Origin of the sequence: Paraburkholderia sp. BR13439 (genome assembly GCF_040948805.1) — a bacterium.
GTDB lineage: Bacteria > Pseudomonadota > Gammaproteobacteria > Burkholderiales > Burkholderiaceae > Paraburkholderia > Paraburkholderia youngii.
Genome location: NZ_JBFPKN010000041.1, coordinates 12,746 through 35,914 on the forward strand (window position 1 = coordinate 12,746; position 23,169 = coordinate 35,914).

Annotated in this window: 9 protein-coding genes and 7 pseudogenes; 6 read left to right on the forward strand and 10 right to left on the reverse strand. The window is 57.7% G+C overall.

The window, feature by feature from the left end; translation table 11 throughout:
- Window positions 1–24: 24 nt before the first annotated feature.
- Window positions 25–381, forward strand: a pseudogene (locus tag AB3X96_RS39465) (transposase); the annotation flags it as partial.
- Window positions 382–971: 590 nt separating this feature from the next.
- On the opposite strand, the gene AB3X96_RS39470 reads toward AB3X96_RS39465, so the two are convergent.
- The gene (locus tag AB3X96_RS39470) at window positions 972–2,174 is read right to left on the reverse strand and encodes a pectate lyase (protein WP_368594030.1); all 1,203 of its coding nucleotides are present in this window, start codon (window positions 2,172–2,174) and stop codon (window positions 972–974) included.
- 968 nt (window positions 2,175–3,142) lie between these two features.
- Here AB3X96_RS39470 and rpoD point away from each other — a divergent pair.
- Entirely contained in the window at window positions 3,143–5,143 is a 2,001-nt protein-coding gene (gene rpoD / locus AB3X96_RS39475; RefSeq protein ID WP_368594031.1) for an RNA polymerase sigma factor RpoD, read from the forward strand.
- A gap of 844 nt (window positions 5,144–5,987) precedes the next feature.
- Here the strand turns inward: rpoD and AB3X96_RS39480 are convergent.
- Complete coding sequence (locus AB3X96_RS39480; protein WP_368594032.1) at window positions 5,988–6,170, reverse strand: hypothetical protein; 183 nt, start codon at window positions 6,168–6,170, stop codon at window positions 5,988–5,990.
- Window positions 6,171–6,775: 605 nt separating this feature from the next.
- On the opposite strand from AB3X96_RS39480, the gene AB3X96_RS39485 reads away from it, so the two are divergent.
- Window positions 6,776–7,438, forward strand: a complete 663-nt coding sequence (locus tag AB3X96_RS39485) for an HD-GYP domain-containing protein (protein WP_176112351.1) — start codon at window positions 6,776–6,778, stop codon at window positions 7,436–7,438.
- A gap of 119 nt (window positions 7,439–7,557) precedes the next feature.
- Here the strand turns inward: AB3X96_RS39485 and AB3X96_RS39490 are convergent.
- Window positions 7,558–7,674, reverse strand: a pseudogene (locus AB3X96_RS39490) (transposase); the annotation flags it as partial.
- A gap of 227 nt (window positions 7,675–7,901) precedes the next feature.
- A pseudogene (locus AB3X96_RS39495) lies at window positions 7,902–8,714 on the reverse strand (IS5 family transposase); the annotation flags it as partial.
- A 267-nt stretch (window positions 8,715–8,981) separates the two neighbouring features.
- Here AB3X96_RS39495 and istA point away from each other — a divergent pair.
- Both istA and istB read left to right on the forward strand, forming a co-directional pair.
- The gene (istA, locus tag AB3X96_RS39500) at window positions 8,982–10,499 is read left to right on the forward strand and encodes an IS21 family transposase (protein ID WP_368594033.1); all 1,518 of its coding nucleotides are present in this window, start codon (window positions 8,982–8,984) and stop codon (window positions 10,497–10,499) included.
- 6 nt (window positions 10,500–10,505) lie between these two features.
- Window positions 10,506–11,298, forward strand: a pseudogene (gene istB / locus AB3X96_RS39505) (IS21-like element helper ATPase IstB).
- Between the two features lie 83 nt (window positions 11,299–11,381).
- Here istB and AB3X96_RS39510 read toward each other — a convergent pair.
- The 3 genes and pseudogenes from AB3X96_RS39510 to AB3X96_RS39520 all read right to left on the reverse strand — a co-directional run.
- A pseudogene (locus AB3X96_RS39510) lies at window positions 11,382–11,900 on the reverse strand (transposase); the annotation flags it as partial.
- Window positions 11,901–12,660: 760 nt separating this feature from the next.
- Window positions 12,661–13,230 (reverse strand): chorismate mutase, encoded by a 570-nt coding sequence (locus AB3X96_RS39515; RefSeq protein ID WP_176112520.1) that lies wholly within the window; start codon window positions 13,228–13,230, stop codon window positions 12,661–12,663.
- Window positions 13,231–13,898: 668 nt separating this feature from the next.
- A complete protein-coding gene (locus AB3X96_RS39520) occupies window positions 13,899–14,387 on the reverse strand; it encodes a DUF3757 domain-containing protein (RefSeq protein WP_368594034.1) in 489 nt (162 codons plus the stop codon).
- A 734-nt stretch (window positions 14,388–15,121) separates the two neighbouring features.
- Between AB3X96_RS39520 and AB3X96_RS39525 the strand changes: the two genes are divergently transcribed.
- Window positions 15,122–16,075, forward strand: coding sequence for an IS5 family transposase (locus AB3X96_RS39525; protein ID WP_368594035.1), 954 nt, complete (start codon window positions 15,122–15,124; stop codon window positions 16,073–16,075).
- A 682-nt stretch (window positions 16,076–16,757) separates the two neighbouring features.
- On the opposite strand, the pseudogene AB3X96_RS39530 reads toward AB3X96_RS39525, so the two are convergent.
- The 3 genes and pseudogenes from AB3X96_RS39530 to AB3X96_RS39540 form a co-directional block, all read right to left on the reverse strand.
- A pseudogene (locus AB3X96_RS39530) lies at window positions 16,758–16,875 on the reverse strand (IS3 family transposase); the annotation flags it as partial.
- A gap of 33 nt (window positions 16,876–16,908) precedes the next feature.
- A pseudogene (locus tag AB3X96_RS39535) lies at window positions 16,909–17,335 on the reverse strand (IS3 family transposase); the annotation flags it as partial.
- Window positions 17,336–17,492: 157 nt separating this feature from the next.
- Complete coding sequence (locus tag AB3X96_RS39540; RefSeq protein WP_368594036.1) at window positions 17,493–22,943, reverse strand: AAA family ATPase; 5,451 nt, start codon at window positions 22,941–22,943, stop codon at window positions 17,493–17,495.
- Window positions 22,944–23,169 lie beyond the last annotated feature (226 nt).

Genomic DNA, 23,169 nt, shown 5'->3' on the forward strand with positions numbered 1-23,169 from the left:
AGCAATGCGTCACTGCTACCCGACATCGGCGTGGACGCTAAGTCCGGTCTGCTCCATACCGTTGTAGGCACGGCGGGCAACGTCCACGACATTACGGAGGCTCATGCGCTGTTGCACGGTCAAGAAACGGAAGTGTACGCTGACTCGGGATATCAGGGGATCGAAAAGCGTCGCGAGACTGGCGCGGTGCGTTGGCACATCGCGATGAGACCAGGCAAGCACAAAAAGCTGAATCTGAGTGATCGTTTGGACGCGATATACGATCAGATCGAGCGGCTGAAGACCCTATATCGCGGTTTGATGAAGAACACAGGCCAGATCACGACGTTGTTTGCTCTGAGCAATCTATGGATGGCGCGTAGAGCTTTGCGCAAGGCTTGATAACCTACGCCGTGTTTTGCGCCTCAGTAGCGCTGCACGGAGCGGCGCAAATCGCAGACGCCGTAACGACTCAACAAATTCTCATCACCGCCATTGCGAAAATATAGAAGGTCAGCGCGCAAAATGCCGGTTATCCAGACCTTTCCTAAGTATGCGTCTCGTACTTTCGACGTGCCGTACACCTCCATTCCGACAGCGACGTTGTGCAGCCGACGATCCGCAACATACGACCCATCGGGTAAGTTTGTAGAATCACTAGGTCATTCCAAAGAACTGAGGGTACCCGATATCGAATCCTTACCGATTACGGACACAACAAGGGCGGGGCGCCCTATGTCACTCGTCAAGTGTGACGGGCGGATTTCGCTTGATAGAAGGCGCCGTCGCGCAGCATGTGAAACTCGCTCCCGGTAGCACATACTAATGCGATCACCGATGCGTGCTGCGCGGCGGGCGATTCCCGATCTGCGGTATTGCAGTGCCTGCGATGCGTCGTTGGATCGTGAAAGGGCCGCCCCTGGGCACTGGCGTCAATGCCAGCGAGACGACCCCCACACCTAGCGGGAAGTCGTCCTGATTGATCGCTGGCACTAGCGAGGACCGTAGGCCGACGCGGCGTTGAGAACGGACGAGGCCGTCCCAACTCGATACGCGTAACCGACCGGCGCGATTGAAAAAGCCTCGCCCTTTGCCGATCTGCCGGTGGACTGAACGTACTGGTTTGCGTTTTCATGAAAAGAGTAGACATCGTCCGGCAAATCCAGACCGACCTGAATGCTCTGGTTAGTTCTAAGAAAATAGTTGCTTTCAACATAGACGACGCTGCCGCTTCCGATCTGCAGCGCGTTGTACTGGGTCTCGTCTGACCCGACGGCCGTGAGGCCAGTCGGTGTGGCGTCGTTATCGAAATAATCGTCGTAGACGTGGACCCAGCCCCGCAGCAGCGGACGCCCCTTTAGGTTGGGGCCGAACTGGTTATGGTGCAAGGTGACATGCAGCCTGTGCCCACCATATGCATACGAATCCTGCCGAGATGCGCCCACTACCATCGCCAGGCGTTCATTGGCCAGATCTTGGTTCTTGCCCGTCCAGTCCCACAGGGGATCGGGGCGCATCGCCAGCCATTCATTGGTGAAATAAAACCGGCTATACGAGACCGTCACATTATCCGATGACAGCGTCACACTCATCAGATTGTCGCTCGTATCGTAGAAGGAACAATGATCGACCCATGCATTGGTGACCCGTCGCAGCGACACGCCTTCATAGTTGATGCCGGCGTTGTTGGATGTGCCGTAGACTTGGGCGGGTAGGGCCTGTAGATCTCCGATGACGCCATGAAAAGTGATGTTTCTGATCACGACATTCTGGATGTTCTGGTCTGCCGGCAGCATTTCGCCGTCGAATTTAAGCTGGACGTTTTTCAGCACCGCATTGCCACCGCTGGCGCCTTCGATCGTGGTGTTGTTCCAGTCCGTGCTGGCGAAGGTGATGGTCGTCAGTCGCGGTCCGCCGTAGATTTCGCCCTTGACTAGGATGTGGTGCTGTCGCGCGCTGAACGCAGCCAGCAGATCAGCGAGGCTGTCGACCGTGACGGCTGGATCGTCTGATCCGGTCGCCGTTGCGAAACCGCCGGTGTCCGTCGGCAGACGCGCGGTAATTGCGGTCTGATTGAAATTGGACCGCAAGCCTGTCTCTGCTGAGGGGGCTGGCGCAGAAGACGACCCGTGCCCCCCAACACAAGCGCACAGCAGATATGCGATCAATATTGTCAGGATCAGCCGCGGCTTCATTTCATTTCCTCCTTTCAGGCCCGCACATGGTCAAGAGCCGGCATAGGCAGATTTCGGCACGAAGGTGCTTCCGCACTGTCAGCTTCTCTCATTCAGCTTTGGAGTACGCCGGCGCCAATGTGCATCTTGTGGCGTGGCTGCTAGTTCGTGCCGCGCCCGGTAGGACCGCCGCCCGCGGGCGGATGTGAAATCCATGCCCACAGGAGCGTTCGAGATTGCGCCAATGCGCCGATGCGCGCGCCCAAGGCGCCATAACGCCCAGCCATTCACCGAAACCCGGTGGATGCCGGATTTCTGTCAAAAAGAGCGAGAATATCGGCTTTGCTAATGAGGGTCAATCCAGAGCCCAAGCGGGAGAAGGTACTGAAGGCGGCCGACACTCTAGGGCAGTTGCACGCCGTAGACGTGATATCCGTCAAACAGCGAAAGCTAGCGGTCCAGCCGAGATGTTCTCGTACGGACCTCGATGCGAGGCCTACTCGCCAATGAACCGCCATTTTCGGCGTAGAACCGACGACTGAACGATGGAAAGATGCACGACTCCAAGTCGGAGCTCGACCGAACCCAACGACGTTTGGCCGGAGCGGCCCTGATGCGCTTCCGACTCCGAGCCGTATTCATAGATGCTCCAATTCCACGCAAAGATCTCGATAAGCTTCGTCATATTCTATCCATCCAGATGTCGAATTCTTAGTGTGGCCCGCGGCGTAGCACGTTAACGTTGCGGACGGTCCAGATTCGCCAACTGGTGAAATGCGGTAGTTTGTGTTACGTTGCTAACGCATTGATGCTTTTCGCCAAGTCTTGCGGTTCCCTTGCGTCCGCCCGTATCTAGGGGCCGCGCATTCACTGCCCGTTGCGATTCCACAGCCTGTGTCCGTCTGTAACAGCGAAACGTGCGCGGCTCGTCGGCCGAGTGTGGACAGTCGCTGGTCGCGATTGCCGGGCAATCACGTCCAGGAGAATCTATGTCAAAGGTCGATTGGCCCTATTCACGTCCAGGCACAGTTTCGTCCGCTCTGAACGCGTCGGTCCCGCGCGCGTCGAAGGTCGATCCCGTAACACCCCTGCAGTCGATCGACGGGATATCGCAGGACGAAGAGCAACAGGAGCGCTGGATGCGCACTCTCATCCGACTCGGCAACCAGCGCGGCTACCTGACTCATGCGGAAATCAACGATCATCTCCCCGACAATTTTGTGCATACCGCGGCCATTGAAATCATTGCCAGCACTTTCAACGACATCGGCATTGCAGTCTACGAGCAGGCGCCTGACACGGAGAAGCCGTTCTTGGACGACGCGGCGCCGGCAGCCACGTCGGACGACAAGGCAGATCTGGAGGCCGAAGGCGCGCTTTCAACCGTCGATCCTGAATTCGGGTGCACAACGGATCCCGTTCGGATGTATATGCGTGAAATGGGTGCGACCGAATTATTGACTCGCGCGGGCGAGACTGAGATTGCGAAACGCATCGAAGAGGGACTCCACGAAATGGGCTTGGCGATCGCACGCTGCCCGCCGACTGTCTTCACGATCCTTCGAATGGTAAAGCAGATTCAATCTGGTGAACTGCGCATCGATGAACTGGTCGACGGCCTAAATGAAGACTCTGAAGCGGTCCTTCGGTCGTTGCCAGAGCCGGCTAAAACCCCGGACATTGAACACGACAGCGCTAAGGGCGACGACGCGAGGAGCGACGGCGGTGAGGGCAGCGTCGTCGAAGACCGGGACATGGTGAAGGGGAGCGAACCGCGAATGAAACAGCTCACGAGAGACGGCCTCGCTATCTTTGCGCGAGTTCGTGACCTGTACGAACAGATTTCAGAAGCCGGCGCCGCGCAAGAAAACGGACAGGTCGCCCGCGAGCGCCTTTTTGAAGCGATCCAGCGGGAGCTTGCGGCTGTTCGCTTCACGGCACGGACTATCGATGCGCTATGCGCTGATGTGCAGCAGCAAGTCGCACAGGTACGTGCGGTCGAGCGACGTATTCTGCAGATTGCCGTTGACCGGTGCGGCATGCCGCGCGCGCGATTCGTCGAGTCGTTTTTGGGATACGAAACTGATCTCGCGTGGACTGAAAACTCGGCGGCGTCCCGCAAGTACGGTGTGGCACTTTCACGCAGTCTACCGGAGATCCAGACTGAACAGCAGAAGCTTATCGATATTGAGGCTAAGGCCGGCCTGCCCTTGCAACACTTGAAGAAGATCAACCGGCAGATGATGGCAGCCGAGTCGAAGATGCGGCAGGCGAAGCGCAAGATGATCGAGGCGAATCTGCGTCTCGTGGTCTCTATCGCGAGAAAGTACGCGAACCGAGGCGTGCCCCTTCTGGATCTGATCCAGGAAGGCAACATCGGCCTGATGAAAGCCGTCGACAAATTTCAATATCGACGCGGCTGGAAGTTTTCAACTTACGCAACATGGTGGGTCAGGCAGTCAGTCACGCGTTGTCTTGCGGATCAGGCGCGCACAATCCGAGTCCCCTCGCATATGATGGAGTCAATCAACAAGCTAAACCGGATTTCGCGGGAGATTTTGCAGGAGACTGGGCAAAAGGCTAATCCTGCTGCGTTGGCTCAGCGCATGGAATTATCAGAAGACAAGATTCGTGACATACTGAAGGTCATGAGGCAACCCTTATCGCTCGAGACGCCAGTGGACGAAGATGCCGACACCACGCTTGGCGATATGATCGAAGATCCAATGGCTGGATCCCCGGCGGATGCGGCCGCGCGCTCGAATCTGCGAGCCGCAATCGACGAAGCGCTGGATTCATTGTCGCCGCGTGAAGCGAAAGTACTGCGAATGCGGTTCGGGATTGATGTAGCGTGCGGCTACACGCTCCAGGAACTTGGCAAACAATTCGACCTGACGCGCGAACGAATCCGGTACATCGAAAGCAAGGCGATGCGAAAACTGATGCAGCCAAATCACGCCGACAAGTTACGGCGATTTGTCGACGATTAAGTCCCACGTCCACGCATCGGCGGGACTCGTGGTCAGAGCAACATCGAGCTGCAGCATCCCATCCCGATCTGTGTGTTCGCCAACAAGGAGCACATCCGTTATCATCGAAATGTGATGGGCCCGCTTGTCTACGAGCGTGGCCCCATCCTTGAACGCTCGCAGACGACGGCTCACGGCTTGGACGAACTCATGTGCATTGTCTATGCCAAGGACTTGAAGCCCGGTGCGATGGTTTCGCACCAATACGTAGACCTGTACATTGAGATAGTCAATGCTGGAACCGCAGAACCTTCGGATCGGTGTTGTCGAGAATCTTTGGCGTCTTTCGTGGCAGCGTGATACCGTTCAGACCAATGCCGATTGCGCTTGTCCGACGCCAAGGCGGCTTGCTTCGTCAGGATGCGGTCTATGCATCATAGTCGCCCCGCGTGAAACCACGAAAAGGAACCGACTTGACGATAAGGGCGGATTCGATGATAGGGTCGTGTCCAGCTTCCCAGCATGAGCATCTACGTCATGGGAAGCCGCTTCACCAACAGTTCCCGCGCATGTGGACGGTCACTTTGACGTCTTTCGGAGTCGTCCACCTTGGACCGCCGCCAATCCACCTTTTGCTGAACCTTATTCCAACGTCTGGTGCTCATTTGCTCACAATCGCTGCCAGCAAGCGAATGCGGCGGCTTGATCGTCCTCACGGCTTTTCGGCTACTGGGATGGATTCGAGCCGCTCGCTTAGGTACGCACTGCGAGCGACCCAATCGCGCAGCGTCGAATCCCTGAGTCGCGAAAAAACGTCATCACGCCAGCTGTGAATATCGCCGTCAGCCTCAGCATCCTCCACAGGTTACGTATCCGATTCGGTGTCCGCACCATGTGCACGAAGGGAGGCGAAAGCGGCGCCGAACTGGGCGACTGCCTCTAAATCGTCATCCAACGCGAGCGATGAGTCATAGTCAGATAATGCATTTTCCGTCGCTTCGACAAGCATGGCCTCAAGCGTTTGCGGATCGATCCTTTTCCTGAGCATGGAAGACTCCTTGTGAGGTGTGCAGCCATACCCAGCAATTTGTGGGCCACAAGAAAGAGACGGTCAGTGCAGGTTCCGACCGACTGGGCCCCATCACTTTGTCGCGTTCCGGACATGCGACCGTCATAAGTGCAACAACATGGTCATCTCCGGTGCAGCATCGGAATCCTGAGATTCGGCCCTCAAGAGGTGTCTTGTGAGACGTGATCTCCGGAAATCGAAAAAGACTCGCCATTGTCAATGCAAGAATACCTTGACGCATCGCACACTTTGCCCTCTTGTCGATTTGTGTTTGCGGGACTTACATTTATCATCCGCCGCGTCGAATCAGTTCATGGCCTCGGCTCGCGATGGAACTGGCAACAAGTTGGCGACGAGTTCTCAGGGGCTCCTCTGAAAGGGAGCGGTTTGTCGAATTGGAGGGAAGTTGCATGTATTGGGGAAAGGAACATATCGCGCACGAAACGATCGTCGTAAATCTAATGGTTCGATCCAACCGTTTGGAGATTTGAATGCATTTTCATGAGCTAACCAATGAGGAATGGGAGCGACCAAGATGCCCCGCGAATACGTCTGAGCATCGACCGCTTAAGCGAGATGGACCGATGGAACCCGGATCGTCTCTTACCCGGCGGTTGCGCGTGGCCGCGTTGCAGCGCTTTATCGAAGTAAACGGATCCCTAGATTACAAACTCAATTCTATGGTCATCCGGCAGACAGTCAATCACAGCAAGCGCGTCGCGGCACTCGCGGGCAGGATGACGAGCAAGATGAGCGGGATGGGCTGGAACACGGACACCGCCTGCGAAATTAGGGCGAAGCGCCTATCAGTTGCTGCGCTTTTTCACGACATAGGCAAAGCCGCTGTATCGGCACGAATCCTTGGCAAACCGAGTGCGCTTGACAAAGCGGAATACTCAGCGGCGAAGGCTCACGCGGCACTAGGTGCGAAGCTGATTGACCAAGTAGCTTCCGGCTTTCCGCAATCCGATTTGGCTGGTCTCCTCAGGGAGGTAGCCCTGTGTCATCACGAAAGATGGGACGGAACTGGCTATCCTAGCGGCCTTCGAGGCGAATCGATTCCGATGGCAGCGCGTCTCGTCTCAGTCGCTGATGCCTACGACGCCATCCGGTATGCGCGAGTCTACAAGCGCGCTATCCCCAGAAGTCAGGCGATACAGGCGATTGTTGATGGTGCAGGCTCGCAGTTCGACCCTCGTATGGTGCACCTCTTCCTTTCGGTCGTTTCTGCCGTTCGTCAGAAATAGATGGATCTAGAAGAGGAGGGAGGGGGCCACGGAACCGAAGCGCACCCTTTCCGATTCACTCGAACTCGCCAACGGCAACTGATCCTTCACCAAATGAGTTCCTCTCCTCTCGCACGCTAAGTGTAGAACGATGCATGACTGAACCCCTGCTTCCCGCTTAGCTCTTTGACTGGCATACCGGCATCGGCTTCCTTCAGAAAACCGATGAGTTGTCCTTCCGTAAAGCGCTTCTTCATGTTCGTCTTCTTCTCCGAAACGGACTTTACTAGGTTCCGGTTAGCTCTACTCGTTGGGAGCAGGTCACTGGGGGCGAATCATGCGGGGCCTAGCAGGCCAAAGCCACAAATATCGAGGCGGGAAGACAGTAACGGGGATCACGGCCGGGATAGAAGCGCGAGGTCAGGGATCTCGACTATTGCTAGCGAGTCGGGTCTGAATAATTCGTTTTCGGCGACGACGCCGTTCATGGTGTCGAAGCGGAAGCCGCGGAGCGGTTGAGCAATGCGACAAGTACAAGGACGTAAAAACGCCGCAGCTTTCTGAGGATCATGCGCAGGTTGTGGCCGGCACCACATAGCACTGCGTTGATCGCATCCCCGAGCGCGCCCTTGAGCCAGTTCCGGTCGAGTTTGCCGTCGGCCTTCATATGACCGATCGCTGGTTCAATCGCGCTGCGCCGCCGGATCATGGCGCGCAACGTGCGCGTGATGCCGCGTCGCAGGCCGGGATGGTAGACCTTCCCCCCGTCTGGCTCAGCGCCCCGGTAACCACGGTCGACGATCGCGATTTCAGGTTTGACATCGCTGAGAATCGGTGCCTGCTCCAGCGCTTCTTCCAGCGTATGTCCATCGTACGGATTGCCCGGCATCGAGCGGGCACCCACCACCAGCCCTTCCCGGTGTGTCGTCGTGATCGACACCTTGACGCCAAACTCGTATGGCGTGCGCGCCTTACCCTTGGCCAGGCACTCGACTTCCGGCGCGTGCAGCGCATACAGCTTATTTTTGTCCTTCGTCTTCTGCGTCAGGATTCGCTTCGTGCGGGCAATCAGTTCCTGCAGCTCAGCTCGCCTGTTATCAACCACCGTGTCGAGTTGCCGTTCGACATCGCGCATGACGCGGCCGACACGCGAGCGCAGGGTGCGCACTGCCTTGCTCATCCGCCGGTACTGCTTCGCGTGCGCGTAGCGGCTGATCTGGGTGGCCAGGCGTGGTGCTTCGCGGTTGTAGTTCTGACGCAGTTTCAGGCCGTGCCGCGCAGCTGCCTTCACGAGGTGTCACTGACCGGCATATTCGAGCCATTCCGGGATCGGCGTAATCGAGCCACGGGATGATCGCCGCAATCGAGCCAGTGCATGATCGGCGCAATCGGGCCACTCGATGATCGGCGTATTGGAGCCACCGCAGGATCGGCGTAATCGAGCCACGTAGCAGGCTCAGTGTTCTGTCGGGTGCCAGCCCGAAACGCATTTCGAATTTCCGCAACCCGGTACCTTCAGGCTTTTTGCCCGGAGGGCCGATGAGTGAGTCGAAGGAGGTTCGAAGTGTTTGAGTATCGACAGGTACTGGCGCGCATGCGTCAGGGTGATTCCGACCGCGACATTGCCAGCGCGCGCCTGATGGGGCGTGGGAAGCTGAAGACCGTCAGGCAAATCGCGCTCGCTCGGGGCTGGCTCGATCCCGGTCGGCCCTTGCCGGACGACGCCGAACTGGCAGCGATCTTCGGACACAATCCGAAGCTGCCGCGTAGCTGCGTCTCCACGATTGAACCGTTTCGCGATCTGGTGCGCGGCTGGTTTAACGCCGACGTGCAGGGCACGACGATCTTCAACGCGCTTCAGCGCAATCACGGCTATACGGGCAGCTATTCTGCAGTGCGGCGCTTCCTGCTGCACCTGAAGGCCGAGCGCGGCGCGAGAGCAACGACGATCCTGGAGTTCGCTCCGGCGGACGCAGCGCAGCTCGACTTCGGTGCCGGTCCCGTTTTGACACACGAATCCGGCGTGCCGCTCAAGACATGGTTCTTCGTGATGACGCTGTGCTGGTCGCGGCACCAGTATGCAGAGCTCGTGCTGGATCAAACGGTCGAGACGTGGCTGGCCTGCCACCGGCGCGCCTTCGAATGGTTCGGCGGCCGCGTGGAGCGCGTCATCATAGACAACGCCAAATGCGCGATTACAAAGGCGTGTATGTACGATCCCGAGGTACAGCGCTCGTACGCCGCGCTGGCCGAGGGGTACGGCTTCCGGATCGATGCATGCCCTCCACACGATCCTGCGAAGAAGGGCGTCGTTGAGGCCGGAGTCAAATACATCAAACGATCCTTCTTGCCGCTACGCGAATTCCGCGATCTCGCCGACGCCAACCGTCAATTGCGCGACTGGGTGATGCAGCAGGCCGGCACGCGCGAGCACGGCACGACGCGCGAGCAGCCGCTTGCACGTTTCGCCATCGAGAAGCCGCTGCTCGCCGGACTGCCCGATGTGCCGCCAGTGCTGGCCGTATGGTGCGAGGTCAAGGTGCATACCGACGGGCACGTCGTCTACAGGAAGGCACTGTACTCGGTGCCGTTCACTCTCGTCGGCAAGCAGTTGTGGCTGAAGGCGACCGACACGGTCGTACAGGTGTTCCACCGCCATGAACTCGTCGCGACCCATCCGCGGCTGCGCACGCCCGGCGATCGCCACACGGTGCGTGACCACCAGCCGCCTGAAGCGCAAGCGTGGCTCGAGCACGATCCACAGTGGTGCCTGGCGCGGGCAAAGGATATCGGGCCGGCCTGCCACGCGCTCGTTCTCGCGATGTTCAACGACAAGGTGCTCGTCAACCTGCGCGGCGCGCAGGGCGTCGTGAGGCTTCGCGAGAAGGTCGGCGATCAACGGCTGGAGGCTGCGTGCGAGCGTGCGCTCGTGTTTGCCAGCCCCAGGTACCGCACCGTCAAGACGATCCTCGACAAGGGTCTGGACAGCCAGCCCACTGCAGCACCAGCGCCGACGTCTGCCGATACCTACCTGAACGGCGGCCGCTTCGGCCGTGACCTCCATTCCCTTCTGATCCATTGAACGTCCATGAATCCATGTCCAGAACTGAACACGATCCTCAAGCAGTTGCGCCTCTCGGGCATCCTCGACTCGCTCGAGCAACGCAACCGTCAGGCCATCGACGGGCAACTTGCCTACACGGATTTCCTCTCCATGCTGTTGCACGACGAGGTCGCACGGCGAGAGCAGAAGAAGCTCGGCGTGCGGCTCGCCCGCGCTGGCTTCTCCCTGGGCAAGACCCTCGAGAACTTCGACTTCGACCGCGTGCCCAAACTCAACCGCGCTCACATCCATGATCTCGCCACCGGCCGCTACATCGACGAGAAGGTCTGCGTGCTGATGGTCGGCCAAACCGGCGTCGGCAAGTCGCATCTCGCGCAAGCCTTGGGCCACTGCGCCGCACGCCAGGGCCGGCCGCGATGTCCTGTTCATCACGCAAACCGAATTGCTCAAGAAGCTGCATGCAGCAAGGGCGACCGAACTCTATGAACGCAAGCTCCAGCAGTTTGTGCGCGTGCCGGTGCTGATCGTTGATGACTTCGCACTCAAACCTCTTCGTGCGCCCCACGACGAAGACTTCCATGACCTGATCGCCGCCAGGTATGAGCGCGCGGCGACGATCTTGACGTCAAATCTCGACTTCAGCGAATGGGGAGACGCGTTCCCCGACAACCGCATCCTCGGTGCTGCCACGCTCGATCGGCTACGGCATGGCGCCTACCGTGTCGTCATTGAGGGTGAGAGCTTCCGCAAGCCGAAACCGATGCCCGAAAACGGCGAAAACGCGGTTGCCAAATCAGGCAAAAAAACGCATTCTTGAGTCCCTTCGAAATCGCGTTTCGGGGCCATTCCAGGTGGCCTCATTACGCCGATCATCCCCGGCTCAATTACGCCGATCCGTGACACGAGGTGTTCACGACAGCGCTCCAGCAGTCGCGAGTCAGTCGGATGTGCGATCGCCTTGGGCATCACGGTCGTATCAACGATTACGCGTTTCGCGCTCGACGCCTTGATCACTCCGGCACGCTTCGCCGCGTCGATCGTCTCGGCGAGCAACTCCTCGACACCGGCTTCTCCCAACCGTTTGCGCCATCGCGTGAGGCTGGACGGATCGATCGGCGGTTCGGTCTGCAAGTACGTCTCGCCCGTAAAAACCTGCCAGTACGGGTTCTCAACCCATTGCCACACAACATCCTCGTCCGAGAGGTCGAAGGCGTGCTGCAGATACAGCAGACCAGCGATCAGTCGAGGCGAACTCGCAGGTCTGCCTTTACCCGAAACGAAACTCGCGCTCATCCATGCACTGAGCCGCTCCCAATTGATCAGCTCGGCCAGCCGTACCAGTGGATGCTTGAGATTGATCTGTTCGCGCAGTGGATGCCGGAACAAATCCTTCTCCGTTACAGGCGCCTTCGGACCCATCTAAACCTCGCCAGAATTTGCAGGCTATACCCAGCAATATGCCAGGTCTCTGCAATTCCAACAACACGATTTCCGCCGGAAACCCCCAACGCTTAAGGCTCTACGGTTTGTTCAGGCTGGACTAGCGAGTGTTTCGCCGAAGCTCGATGATCGCACGAAGCTCGTCTGCACTAAATCTACCGTCCAGCACGATCTTTCCTTGCCGCCAGTCCGGCGCGTTCCGGACGTCATTCCAGTCGATCCAGCCATCAGCCTGTCTGAGTACATTTCGCACTGTTTGGTCGTCCATGCTTCCTATCTCAGCGTAGAAGGTTGATGAGCCGAACACGGCGTATTAAAGGATGATGCGTACTTCAGCGAACTTGATCGCCGATTTGGAATCGTGACCGACTCGGCGGGTCTGGCATTGCGCGATGTCGATTGTAGGTTTTTCCGCAGTTGAGATCGAGTTCGGGCTCCAGGACGTTGGGGTTTTGGGGATGTTTTCTAAGTAGCCCACCTGTGCGTGATCCAGTGATGACGCCACATGAGACGGTAAAGCATCGCATCGGCAATGGTTTCGTCGCCACTCTACTCACGGATAGCCACCAAAGAACGTTGCGCACGTCGTCAGGGCACGCTTCGACATTGAAACCATGCTGGTGCCCCAGCGCAGGGGATCCTCTCCATCTCAAATGCGCGACGCCGCCATTTGCGCAACGGAGTTCCGATATGTCCGCCTTCAGGAAGCTTCCTTGCATGTCTTTAGCCCCCCGGAAAGTCAAAACTTGACACATATCCGCGCGACCGCACGGTCGAGGGCCGCGAGATGTAGGGCATCAAGCGACGTTTGTTGGGCGACGCGCCCCACTGCTGTTGCAACCTGTGTCTGGCAATCTGTATTGCTGCGAAGAGGCGCCACGCCCTTCAAATTCAGCATGATATTGGCCTGCAGCTTATCCAGAATGGGTCGAATAACGCCCGGCAAGCTCTGGCGAGGCGTTGCGGGAGCGTTGCCGTGACGCATCCAGTTGCTGAGCAGCTCGTACTGAATTTCTTTGTTGGCTTCAATTTGGTCCGAGAAAATGTTTGTCACATCCTCCGTGGTTAGTCCGTACTCAGACGCCATCGCCACCGCATTTGCAATGACTTGCGCTTCTCGATGAGGGTCATAGACGGGTTGGCCCGTGTCCCACTTGTTCAGAGCGACCTGGTCCGCGGTGTTGAGGCGATCTGCCATGCTGCGCACGAGCGGCACGAACGCATCCTGCTGTGCCCCGGCAGAGCAGCCTGTCACGAGCCATACGGCTAGTGCGAGTGTCACGGCATGCCGAGTGCAAACACGCCTCATGTTCTTCTTCAGTTTCAATACTACTACTCCCTATTGGTTCATTCTCGCCTGCGGCGAAGCGCTCCGATACGACGTCCATCGCTACAGTCGCTCTGCAGTTCGCACTACATTGGACCTCAAATCCGGATAGTTAGGACATGGTCTGAGCCAAGACATTGGTCAACGATAATTTCCGACGCCCACTCGACAAGAATTTTCCATTTTCCAGAGCGCCGGAGAATTTAACGTAATCTTCAAAACTCTCACGGTCCAGACAGTTGTCAACATGACCAGCAAGCAAAACCTCAGATTCCGCGCCCCCCGATTCTCGAACTTAAGCCGGCAAGCTCCGGGAGTTTGTCGTCTGACGTCCTTGAGCTTACAGGCTTCGCCGCGCGCCCCCAGTTTGCCTCCGTTTTCATTGGAGCCGACAATCGTCAGGAAGCTTCCGATATCCCAACACCTTCAATCAAGGTCAGCTTGACCGCTTGTCGCGGAGCTCCTTCGTATAGACCGCTTTTGAAATTCGATTCATCCGTACCTCCGCTTCTCGGTATTACGAAACGTTGGCTTCCATTCTTTTCGACCGGGCCTCATTGCGCCCGCAAGTCGGTGTTGCGGACGAAATCGCGGATCTTGCTGAACGCAAAAGCGAGGCGAGACAAATCGTACGCTTACGATTGCTCAGGTCAGGGCCGCCGAACGACCTCGAACCTACAACGCCAAGCGGCCCGCTCAGTGCATTCATAGTAGTCGAGATCGTAAGGGCCGGATTTCCGGCGCCATAAACCTACATCGACCCTTAGACCAGGTGGCGGCGGCCTAGGGTCGAACCGTAGATCCAAATGGCCGCCTTGGGCAAGTTCGTAGGAGCACCGGACTAACGGCGATCGCACAGAACCGTCATTATCAAGCTGCGGCGGGAAAAACATGGCAGAGGTAAATTCCTTGATATTACCGTCGCCCGGCCCTCTCGAAGTGCCAATCCATTCACCCTCGTTATCGTTGGTTGTTGCCGTGTACACACCCCGCGCAATCTTGATGTTGGCAGGCATCGGGCAGCTTTCGTACGTTTCAGCAGCAGCGCAATACGATGCGCCGAGCGCAAGGGCAACAATAAGTAAATTTCTCATCATCGGTTTCGTTTCTCCACTTTGCAAAACGGTAAGTTCAAGCATCTGATCGTCTGGCTGAGCACTCAACACATTCTATTATGCAAACTATAGGCGGCAGCCAATTTCGCCTTTTGATGACCTATATTCCACGATGACCATCGAAACCAAAAACATATTTATACATTAATGTCGCGGATGATGAAAAGTAAAAGCAACTTATGCCCGATCAAATATCGTTGATAGTATGTCTAGCCCATGTTTCTCGTAGCAACAAGGAGGGCGGCGATAACGCATTCAGAGGACACGAGGAAATGACGAAGATAATCCGACGCGCACACTCAATGGCATTCGGCGCGAAACAGGTCACCGCAATAGTCTGCGGACAGTATGAACACTTACCAGGGCGGCGGGATCGCGACAGGTGCATGAACCGGGACCGTGCTGGCACGCGGCACTTGCCCGTCGATGAACGGCAACAGTCTGTTGGCAGGAATGCGAAGAAATGAAAATGGCATCAAAAAGTAACCGGAAAGTCGTGGGCTCTTTGCCCGCGTCGTGCCCGAGGCCGCCTCTCGACCTAGCAGCACGGTCCCCAACGACGATCGTGCGTTGGCATCAATATATTTGATGCTTTTCTTCTGGCAGTTGCTCAGATAATTTCGTAAGGTACGCGATTTCGGCGCCCAGTGGACGAGTCACATAATTTACGGCATGTTAAGGAAGGTCTGCAAAAGTCCTGGCATTGAGATTTCGGTGAACTATCCTGGGATGAAGGGAGTGAGTTGAGGAGAGCCCAGATGACGCAACTTGGACTTGACCTGGATCTGACAACGAAGCGCACGCGTAAGCGAGAATTTCTCGATGAGATGCGACGCGTTGTGCCTTGGTTGAAGCTCATTGCGCTGATCGAACCGCACTATCCGACTGGCAAGACTGGACGGCCGCCGTTCCCGATCGCGACGATGCTGCGCATTCATTTTATGCAACAGTGGTTTGGTCTGTCCGATCCAGCGATGGAAGAAGCGTTATATGACGTGCCGCTGTATCGTGACTTCGCAGGACTTGACGGCGGCATGACGCGTTTGCCGGACGAGAGCACGATTCTACGGTTTCGTCACCTTCTCGAAGCGCATGGACTGGCTGCGCAGATGCTCGCGATGGTCAATGAAATCCTGGTGGACAAAGGCCTGATGCTCAAGACCGGGTCGGTCGTCGATGCCACGTTGATTCCGGCGCCCAGTTCGACGAAAAACAACTCCGGAACGCGCGATCCCGAGATGCGTCAGACGCAGAAAAGCGGTAACTGGTACTTCGGAATGAAAGCGCACATCGGCGTGGACGCAGAGTCGGGCCTGGTCCACACCGTCATCGGCACGGCGGCCAACGTCCACGACATTACGGAGGCTCATGCGCTATTGCACGGCCAGGAAACGGACGTGTACGCGGATGCGGGATATCAGGGGATCGAAAAGCGTCGCGAGACTGGCGGGGTGCGCTGGCACATCGCGATGAGACCAGGCAAGCGCAAAAAGCTGGATCTGAGTGATCGTTTGGACGCGATATACGATCAGATCGAGCGGCTGAAGGCCGGCGTCCGCGCCAAGGTCGAACATTCGTTCCGCGTCCTCAAGCGGCAGTTTGCCTACACGAAGACCCGATATCGAGGTTTGATGAAGAACACAGCCCAGATCACGACGTTGTTTGCTCTGAGCAATCTATGGATGGCGCGTAGAGCTTTGCGCAAGGCTTGATAACCGAGGCGCCGTGTCTTGCGCCTCAGTAGCGCTGCACGGAGCGGCGTAAATCGCAGGCGCCTTAACGACTCAACAAATTCTCATCACCGCCACTGCGAAAAATATAGAAGGTCAGCGCTCGAAATGCGGGTTATGCAGACCTTCCTTAACAAAGGAATGTATATGGAAAAGATGAAGAGAGTGCTTTCTGGTGGCCTTCTGTCCGCGGTTCTAATGGGTGTGGCGGCGCAGGCCTATGCGGTCGCAGCGAGCGATGTATGCATATACACAAACCAGAAAGACCCTACCGACAGTTATTCCTACTACTGTGGGACCGGCCCGATAGATGGTCCGAGGAGTCAGGCGACGGAGTAATGTGGCCGGTCTTTGAGCTTGGCACAATGTCGGCGAGAACCTAGGCGATGACAAAAGGAACTCGCGCAATCATCAGCGGCGTAGTATGAAACGTAGCATTGGCCGATGTCCGAGGGGAAGGTGCACTGGTGGAACTGGCTTCCCATTCCGCTGTTTGTCTTGGCCAGATCACTGATTGCGGGCAAGGAACCCGCGGCGGAAGTGTTCCGCGCGCCCGCCGCAATTTTGAAGTGCTTCTATCGAAATTAGGGAGCCGTTGACCCATTTCATGCGCCCGGGTTTTCGCCTTCCAGAGGCCCCGAGTTAGTCCGCTTAGCCGCGCAGGCCAGTCTTGCATGAACTGAGTTGGTGACAAGCCACGCCATGAATGACGACGACTTGCGGTTATAGAACATATCAAGGTATTTGAACAAGTCGGCCATGGCTTCGCGATGCGTGCGATACTGGATCGGCCGGAATTGGCGAAGGCCAAGAGGTTAAGCAGTGATTTGATTCAGATAAAAGCGTCGCGTGAACGCGACAGGCGATTGGTAGTCAGCAGCGCCTGCGGGCGTTGCCGGTTGTAGATGATTTCGATGTATTCGGTGATCGCCAAACGTGCCTGCTCGCACGTGGCAAAACATTAATGCTAGACCAGTTCATTCTTCGGCGTTGCCCCGACGGATTCGATCGGGGCGTTGTTGTAGCGGTTGCCACGGCGGCTCAGCAACGCGTGTATGTCAAGGTGGCGGATGAGTGCTTGATAGGCGAGCGGGCGCTAGTGCCATCCTCGATCGCTATGGCGAACCAGGCCGGCGGGTCACGACAGCGCGAAACAGCGCCGACATGACCAAATTTTGTCGTCATCCGTTCCCTTACCGCCTAGCCGACAATTTCACCACTGTACAGTTCCTTCAGGCCGGCAAATACAGTCATGCCCCCCGCTTCTCGGTATGACGAAACGTTGGCTTCCACTTTTTCCGACCGACCTCGGAACGGCGGGTTCCGGATCTGTGGCGCGCACGGATTCCGGACCTTCGGTTCAGCACGCCGAGCGAGCGCAGGTGTTACGTGTGTGACTTTAACGGCTATTCTCGATCGCCCACTTGTCAGGAAGTCGCACCTTGATCATGGTGCCGGCTCCCGGCGAGCTGATAACGTCGATCGCACCGCCCAGCATCAGAACACGCTCTTCCATCCCTGCCAGTCCGAATGACCTCTTTCTCGTTGCCAGAACATCGAATCCGCAACCGTCGTCGTGCACTTCGAGAAGGCAAGCATCGGGGGTTCGCTCTAATGCGATGATTACTCTTCTGGCCGCAGCGTGTCGGGTGACATTGGTAAGTGCCTCTTGAACGATGCGAAACAGCACGATAGCGCGATCCTCGCTTACGGCGATATTCTCGTCCTGCAAGTTGAGATGACAGACCGTCCGGCCGTTGCGGTTGAAATCGGCCACGAGCCACTCGAGCGCTGCTGCAATACCGGAATCAAGCGCTGCGGGGCGCAGCGACGCGATAACGCCTCTGACCACCTGCATCGTTACATCCACAAGGGAAACGAGCGCCTGCGTATGCTCGACCAGATCCGGGTGATCCGCGCCAAGCCTCATGCGCAATATCGACGCCCTCAGGCGAAGCGCGGTAAGGTGTTGCCCGAGTTCGTCGTGCATTTCCCGCGCAATGTGCTTGCGTTCATCCTCGCGAGCCGTCTCGCGATGTGAGGCAAGTTCACGCAGCATCTCGTAGGACTCACGCAAGCGGTGCTCAGCTTCCTTGCGCTCCGTGAGATCAACTACAAAAGCAACGCCTTCCTTCCCGCTACAGTCAAAAGCAGCGCGGCCGACCATGACCGGTATACGACTGCCATCCTTCCGCATGTATTCTTTTTCCTCGGGTTGAACGTCACCGTGGTTTCTGATTTGGGCCAAAGCCCGTTCGCTGCTTTCCTGCCAGTCAGTTGGCGTGAGATCCCTCCAGCGGAGGAATCCTGACGCAAGATCCTCTCGCTCATATCCCACCATGCGAAGAAAAGCGTCGTTGGCTTCGAGAATGTCGCCGGCGGCATTCCAGACGATGATGCCAATGATATTGGCGTCGACGAGGCGGCGAATCCTGGCCTCCCGTTCCTGCAGGTCGCGGTACAGGCGGGTGTTCTCGAGCGCAGTCGCCGCCTGCGACGCGAGCAGCCGCAGCAGTGCAATCCGGGTCGATGCGAAGGCGCGGGTGATCAGATTGTTTTCGAGGTACAGGGCCCCGATCAGCTTCGCTTGATTCATTAATGGCAGGCATAAGACGGAACGAGTCAGATACTGCCGGATATGAGGATCTGTCGCGAACCTGGGATCGGCCGCAGCATCATCGAGAATGACACTTTCGCCTGTGCGCAATACATCGTAGAGAACAGGCTCGGGAATCATGGTCGCGCTCACGGGTGCATCACGCAATTGGACGCATGCCTTGTCGCTGTCCGTCCATGCTTCCGCTGCGAGCCGCTGTTCTCCTGTATGCGAAAGGATCAGTAATCCACGCTCGGCTCCCGCCTGTTCGATAGCGGTACGCATGATCGTCTCAATCAATCTGTCGAGGAAAACCTCTCCGGAAACAGCCTGCGACACCCTTATGACGGTAGCAAGGTCAAGGTGTTCGAGAGGCGCCCCGATAGTGCTGCCTGAGTCAGGCGCTCGCTCGTCGGCCCTGAGACCTGGGTACAGTTCGTCGAGTTGACGCACCTTCCCTTCTGCCCCCCAGCGTCGATAAGCCCGTCGTGCGTCCTGCAAATAGACACGGGCAATCTTCTCATACCCCCGCGCCGCGTAGAACGCGGATGCGAGTTCATTGGCAAGCGCTTCATTGTGTATGAGGTCGTTTGCGCGCGCAAGATGAATGGCCGCTTCGTAGAGTCGCATCGCCTCGACATCACGGCCTTCCAGGCGCGCCATCTCGGCGCTTACCAGTGAAACCCGATTGCCGAAATTCGCCGGACAGTTGTTCGCCCAGATCTCCAATTGCCGACAATGCGCGGCGATGCTGTGGAGGTGCTCCTGTCGCTCCTCGGCCGGCACCCGGTCGAAATGCGCGGCCCTTGTGAGAGCGGCGTAAAAATGGTACTCGCATTCCTCCAGGTGCGGCGACGAGCTCCAAAGTTGCTCTTGCGCGATCGATGCCGCGTTCATGGCGGCCACATAGTCGCCTGAAAGGAATCGTCCCTGCAGTTTCCGGATCCAGTACCAGCACGCGGCCGTCGCGAGCGCGGGGTTGCCGGACAGGTGCTCCTCTGTACGAACCTCGTTGAACTCGTCATAGTCGAAGTGGCCGAATTTCAGTGTGACGCCGCGGAGCATCCGGATCAATGCGAGTTGCGTGGTGAGGTTATCGACGACCAGGCCGAAACGTGCCTTCCTCGAAAACGCGAGGCCCTGTTCAGTTTCGAGTTCGACATCGCTTAGAGGGTCACCGCCGAAAAGTCGGTCCGAAACGATATGGCAGCAGGTATAGGCGCCAGACGGAAGGTCCCCGGTTCGGCTCGCTGCTTCGAACGCACGGCGCAGCACTTCGGTGCTGAAGCGCACGTGTTTCGTCCAGCGCACAACATACAGCGCGTAGCAAAGATAGGTGACTGCCTCGAAGCGTTTGAGTCCGCGTCGCTCGACCAGATCGAAGCCGAGCTGACCGAACTGGACTCCAGCGTGGTAATCGCCAAAGCGTGGCCCAGCGATCCGCGGGAACATGACATACGCGAAGCACGAGGCGTCGCAGTTCCCGCACTCCAGACTCAAGCTGATCACTTTGCATATAGCGAGAGAAGCCAGATTCGCGTCAAAAAACCAGGCTGGTCTCAGGAGCTTGCTAAGCAGGTCAGTGATTGCGAGCGACGCTGGGTCCGACATCAACGGCATATCGATGAGTGCCTCGATAGTCCGGCCCGCAAGCCGCAACCGTATGTTTTCGTACTCCCCCCGTACGTTGCTTTCATGTGGGTGTGCCGGCCAGTCGATGCCGAGTTGACGGAGGTGATCGAGGCAAACCTCGACCGCCAGATCGCTTCGATCGAGAGTCAGGTAAACATCCATTCGCAGACACGCGACGCTCGCCTGATCGACCGTGTTCGTCGCGCGGTTTGACAGCATCGCCAGCCGCTCTTCGGCATCGGTTAGCCGCCCGGTGAGGAACTCGCATTCTGCCAGGTTCAACTGGAGCGGAAAGACCAGTTCGTGCCTACGTCCCCAGCAATCGTCCTGGAGGAGTTCAGCGCCGGCAGTGAGATAGGTGAGCGCCGACGCATAGGCTGTCGACGCCTTGGCTCTCTTGCCGGCGATCAGGTTAAAGGCAGCCAGTTGTTGGCGTTCCTGCCTGGATCTCACCAGCGCCGCGCCTCGGTTGAACTGACTGACGATATCGAAGATCGCCTCTTGCCGTTTGCTAGCGGGAGTTTGCGCCGCGAGTAGCCGTCCAATACGCAGATGCGTGTGAGCACGTAACTCTTTGGGAATCAGCGAATAGGCGGCTTCCTGCACCCGGTCGTGCACGAACCCGTAGGCGTCTTCTAGTTGCTCCACCAACTCCTGCGCGAGTGCCGGCTTCAGCAGCGCCCGAATTTCCTGCTCCGAGACGCCCAGAACTTTAGGCAGCATCATATAGGAGGCGGTGTTGCCGAGACAGGCAAGCTGTTGCACGGCGCGTTGCGTTGACGCCGGTAGGCGCACTAGCTTTACCACCATTAGGTCGACTACATTGTCGGTGTACTCTTTGCGGTGGATGCGGGGCAGGTCCCAGCTCCAACAGGCCGTGTCATGGGCAAAGCTCAGCAGATCGCTATCGGCAAGCTCGCGCAAAAACTGGATGACGAAAAACGGATTGCCCGCCGTCTTCTCATGCACGAGGTGCGCAAGCGGTGCCGCACGTCCCGGCTCACAGTGAAGCGCTTCGTCAATCAGTTGCTCCACGTGTTCACAAGCAAGAGGCGCGAGAACAATTTCGTCGAGCCTTGCGCCGGCAGCCCTTAACGTCTGAAGCTTGTGCAGCAGCGGATGTCCGGGAGTTACCTCATTGCTGCGATAGGCGCCGATTACCATCAGATGCTGCAGATCCGAGCGCGCAAGGAGCCCGTCGAGCAAGTCGAGCGTCGCGGCGTCGAGCCATTGCAGATCGTCAAGAAATAGTGCCAACGGATGTTCACGTCGCGCAAAGACGCCGATAAAGCGCTGGAAGACGACTTCAAAACGGCGGCGCGCCTGATTTGGCTCGAGCTCTGGGACGGGCGGGGGATCGCCGATGATCAGCCTGAGCGCAGGGATCAGATCGGTCACGAGTCGCGCGTTCGGACCGAGTGCCCCGATCAACGTCTCGCGCCAGGTTGCGAGTTCCGCGTCAGGCTCGCCGAGTAGCGGCCTGATCAGGCCCTGAAAAGCTTGAACGAGCGTCGCATAGGGTATGTCGCGCTTGTATTGGTCGAACTTGCCCGACGCGAACAGCCCGCGCGATGGTACGAGTGCCTTATGCAGTTCATGGACGATTGCGGATTTGCCGATACCCGAATACCCGGAGACGAGCACGAGTTCAGGGATGCCAGTCCTGACTACGCGATCGAACGCAGTGGTCAATGCATCCACCTCCCTCTGCCTCCCGTAGAGTTTCTCCGGGATCAGGAGGCGGTCGGTCATGTCGTATTCGCCCAGCACAAAGGGATCAATGTGGCGTTGACGCTGCCATTCGGTCAGGCAATGCCTCAGATCCCGCTCGACGCCAGCCGCCGTCTGATACCGTTCCTCGGGCGTCTTGGCGAGCAGCTTCATGACAAGCTCTGAGACGGGAAGGGGGACCGTGTCTACCCGTGCTATCGGAGGCACCGGCTTACGCGCAACATGGCAATGTACCCATTCCATCGGATCCGCAGCAGTGAACGGTAGGGACCCCGTGAGCATTTGATAAAGCGTAACTCCGAACGCGTAGAGGTCGCTGCGAGAGTCGATCGAGCGGTTCGTCCGCCCAGTCTGTTCGGGCGCCATGAAGGGTAGGGTGCCGGCGATCGTTTCGGGTGGCTGTGGAAATTGCCGCTCGCGCGGCAGTCGTGAAGCGATCCCAAATCCTGTGAGCCGCGGCCGGCTGTCCGTGCAGTCAACTAGCACATGAGCAGGCTTGAAATCCTTGTGAACGAACCCACTGCGGTGGAGCTTCTCAAGCGCCCCGGCAATGCCGACGGCGAGGCACAAAACACGTTCCACCCCGAGAGGCGCGCCCACCAGTCGCTCAAGTGGTTCGCCGCCCGGATCCTCGAAAACCAGTGCCATCCGTTCATCTTCGCGTACCAGCCTTATCGGATGCACCGCCCACGTACCATTCAGTTGTTCTTTCAGCGCGAATTCGTGAGCAAGGCGCTCGAGAAGGGCGATCGAGGGATGTTCCTCGGTGGTCCGGAGAGTCAGGACGCTATCGCTGCCGCTCGGGGACCGGACGCGACAGAAAGTGCGCTCTGCATCCTCCCAAAGGATGTGGACACTGAAGCCTGTGTCAGAGCCATGTGGATCGTTCATCTGCCGTCATTCACTAGTCAAGTTCAGTCCCCGATCGTATCAAAGGACGCAGCCCAATTCGTCTGTCTAAAGTGCCTATGGCTACGCGTTAGAACCATAGTAAGCGGCCAGCAAACCCGTCTTGACGAACTGAACTAGCGGATGGGATCCGCCGGTTGCCAGCGATGAGGCAGCAATGCTGCGATGTCGCTGGCCTTTTGAGTCGGCAATCGGGTGAGAACGTCCT

What these genes read in the sequence shown, in the direction of transcription:
- AB3X96_RS39520 (WP_368594034.1), bottom strand. Translation starts at nt 14,387, where the DNA reads ATGCTTGAACTTACCGTTTTGCAAAGTGGAGAAACGAAACCGATGATG.
- AB3X96_RS39540 (WP_368594036.1), bottom strand. Translation starts at nt 22,943, where the DNA reads ATGAACGATCCACATGGCTCTGACACAGGCTTCAGTGTCCACATCCTT.
- AB3X96_RS39525 (WP_368594035.1), top strand. Translation starts at nt 15,122, where the DNA reads ATGACGCAACTTGGACTTGACCTGGATCTGACAACGAAGCGCACGCGT.
- AB3X96_RS39470 (WP_368594030.1), bottom strand. Translation starts at nt 2,174, where the DNA reads ATGAAGCCGCGGCTGATCCTGACAATATTGATCGCATATCTGCTGTGC.
- rpoD (WP_368594031.1), top strand. Translation starts at nt 3,143, where the DNA reads ATGTCAAAGGTCGATTGGCCCTATTCACGTCCAGGCACAGTTTCGTCC.
- AB3X96_RS39515 (WP_176112520.1), bottom strand. Translation starts at nt 13,230, where the DNA reads ATGAGGCGTGTTTGCACTCGGCATGCCGTGACACTCGCACTAGCCGTA.
- AB3X96_RS39485 (WP_176112351.1), top strand. Translation starts at nt 6,776, where the DNA reads ATGGAACCCGGATCGTCTCTTACCCGGCGGTTGCGCGTGGCCGCGTTG.
- AB3X96_RS39480 (WP_368594032.1), bottom strand. Translation starts at nt 6,170, where the DNA reads ATGCTCAGGAAAAGGATCGATCCGCAAACGCTTGAGGCCATGCTTGTC.